This is a genomic window from Saccharopolyspora sp. NPDC000995, assembly GCF_053599315.1.
This window is the reverse complement of sequence record NZ_JBSFLZ010000263.1, coordinates 1-3,070: the sequence shown is the minus strand read 5'-3', so window position 1 is coordinate 3,070 and position 3,070 is coordinate 1. Positions and strand designations below refer to the sequence as shown.

Annotated in this window: 1 pseudogene; it reads left to right on the top strand. The window is 64.7% G+C overall.

The features are described from left to right. Nucleotides 1-3,070: pseudogene (locus tag ACWDKQ_RS35595) on the top strand (hypothetical protein); the annotation flags it as partial.

Sequence of the window (3,070 nt, the reverse complement as noted above, 5' to 3'; positions counted from 1 at the left end):
GCGGTGATGACCAGGACGAGGTGGGGTTCTCCCGGGCGCTGGCCGACAGGCTGGGCACGCAGGGCAGCGGACTGACCATCCACGCCGGAGCCGGGCCGGAGGGTCACACAGCGGGCGGCGGTGCGTCGTCGGGCAGCCCAGGATCGAACCGGGCCGCGAGGCGTAAGGAAAAGTACGCAAGGGACGGCATACGTCGGACCGATAATAAGGCGGCGCGGCGTGCGCGGATTACGGAGTTGGGGGAGTCGCTGAAGAAGCTTAAGGCTGACCAGGCTTCGTTGGAGGCGCGCCCGGGGTGGGATGGGGCGGATGCGGATTTGCGGGGGCAGTGGGAGGCGCTGCAGAACGAGATCGCGCCGGTGCAGGCGGAGCTCGGCGCGATTGAGGCGGAGAATACGCGGTTGCTTGACCTGGGCAGGGCACGTCAAACTCGGTATAGGCGGAAAAAGGAGGTTGCGAGGCTGCAGGCTGCGTTGTTGGGCGGGGAAGGGTCTTCTGCTGGTGAGTCCGCTCAGGTAGCGGAGGAGTCTGCGGCGGCAGCCGAGCTGCGTGCGTTGATCACTAACGCGGAGGCTGGGTTGCAGAGGATGCGCGATGAGGGGTGGCCAGTTTACGTAGGCGGGGTGGATGTAGGCGTAGACCGTGTGATCGCTGATATGCGGGAGCACGTGGCGGGTGTGGGAGTTTTCGGGAGTGCTGACGGTCTCCGGAATGTGTTGGCTCATTACGTGGTGAGTCATCCGGGGGATGGCGTTGGCATGGTGGAGTTGGAGGAAAGGTTTCACGAGTTGACGGCCGCGGCGCAGTTGCATGAGTGGGAGGGGGTCGCGGGTCGGGATGCTGTGGACCGGTTGTTGGCTGATGCGGATGGGATTTTGGGGCCGTTGAAGGCGTCGGATCGGTTCCGGGTTGTGCTGGCGCACTGGTTGGGCGAGCACCCGGGCGACTGGCAGGGTGCCCAAGTGGTGAGAGGGGGACTGGCCGATTCCCTGTCCGGTGACCTCGACCTTGGCATGGCGAGGAGTGGTTTGACTCGCGACGCGATCGAGGAGGTGAAAGCGAAAGAGGAACGTTGGCAGGCAGATCGTGCTGGGAACAAGGCGGTGGCTGGGGTCGTTGCTGCCCCGATGATGCGCGAGGCCGTTGTTGATCCGGGGCTCAGCGTTATTCATCAGTTTAGTGCGGTGAAGCGGACGTCCGCGGATGCCGGTAGGGCGTTGCGGCAGTTGGCCGCCGAACACGGTCAAGCTGCCGTGGACCGTTTGTACGCTCCGGCGGAGAAGGTCTTGGGGCCCCTGCACGAGTCCCGGCCGTTCCGGGATGTGATCGCGCACGAGTTGATGAAAAACCCGCGAGATGATCAGCAGTTGCAGCAGTTGATGACGAACCCGCAGGCCGATGAGCAGTTACAGCAGTTGCGGTGGCGACTGGTCCGTTACCTGGCTGGCGACCTGGGTGGTGGTGCGGACTCGAGTGCTGCCGACGACTTGCTTTCCGCCACGGTGACCCCGGCCCCTGGACCGAAAGAGGCTCGGTCTAAAACGCAACAGATGTATTTGCGGCGCGTGGCGGCGGGCAAGGCGCTTAGTGGTTTGCCGGACAAGGATGCTGTCGAACGGGTGCTGCGAGACGAGGCACGTGCGTGGCTCCGCGGGAGTTACAACAGCAAGTCCAATTTGGAAGCTCGGTTCAATAGGGGGAAGGGATGGGCTGACCCAGTTATTGCTGATGTCCGGAGGCAGCTGATATCCGATTTGAACGCTGCGGTGGTGTCTCTGCAGCAGATTTTGGCGGAGGCGGAGACAAGCACTGACCTACGGCAAGCATATGAAGCCAAGATCGCGGCGTGGTCGACTATTTATCGGCAGACGCCGCTCAACGAGATCCACAGGCGGGTAGTGGACGCTTCCGCTGCTGTTCGGGAGTTGCGCCGGAATAATGCGATACAGGAATTGCAGGAGACTTACAAGACATCATACGGCGGGTACGCGCGGCTGCAAGTTCTGCACGGTCGAGATCATGTGGTCCGCGAGTTCGACCTGCGCTTCGGGGGAATGCAGGATGATCAATTGCGGGACATGCTGTCGGGGTCTACTGAGGATGTGTCGGGTGATGCGGACACCGATGACACCGAGAGCGTTTTCGGCGAGGAGGAACGGGCAGAGCTGCTGGAGCGGCTTGATCGCTTGAGGGGAGACGCGGAGCCGCCGGAGTCGCACCGCTCCAGTGGATCGCGGGAGTTTGGTGGTCGTGGTGCGCGGTCCGATGAGGAGTTGTTGGCTGACGACTCGTTGGGGCAGGGCGGGCGCACACCGCAGTGGACGGTGTTCGGTACGGACGGATCGGCTAGGCCGGTGGCCGGGCCCGGTGCCCCGGTGCTGGCCGGCGGGCACGGGAGCCCGGCCGGGTTGGCGGAGGCCTCGACTGCTGTTCCGGGCTCCGGTCAGCAGGCGGTGGTCCCGAAGGAGACACCGGTTGTCCAGACGGTGTCTGCGCAGGCGGGTTCGGTGGCCGGGGAGGTACAGCCTGCGGCGACCGTCACAGGCGATGTCGGGGCGGGCACGATGCGGGATACCGGTGGGATAGCGGTGGGGCGGTGGTCGTCGTCGGATTTGCGCCGCGAGATCGACCGGGCGAGGAAGTTGGAGTTGTCCAGCGAGGAAAGGGACGCGGCGTGGCTGATTGTGCAGGGCACGCATGACTCCCGGAAGTTGACTGGGGATGCGGACGTGTCGGTGAACGATGTGGTGGCGCTGGTCGCGGCCAAGCATCGCAAGCTCGGTGGTGATCACCGGGCCCAGGTTGTGGAGGTGGAGTTTTCCCGGGCCTTGGCCGAAAAGCTGGGTACGGGGGGCAGCGGGCTGAGCATCCGGGCCGGGGCGGGGCCGGAGGATCAGGCGGGGAGCTCAGGGGAGTCTGCCTCGGCGGCCGAGCTGAGTGTGTTGATCGCTCACGCGAACGCTGGGTTGGAGGGGATGCGCCGGCAGGGGCTGCCAGAGGAGACGCTGCCAATAAACCGTGTGATGGCTGGCCTGCAGGAGCGCATGGGAGTTCTTGTAGGCGGTGACGG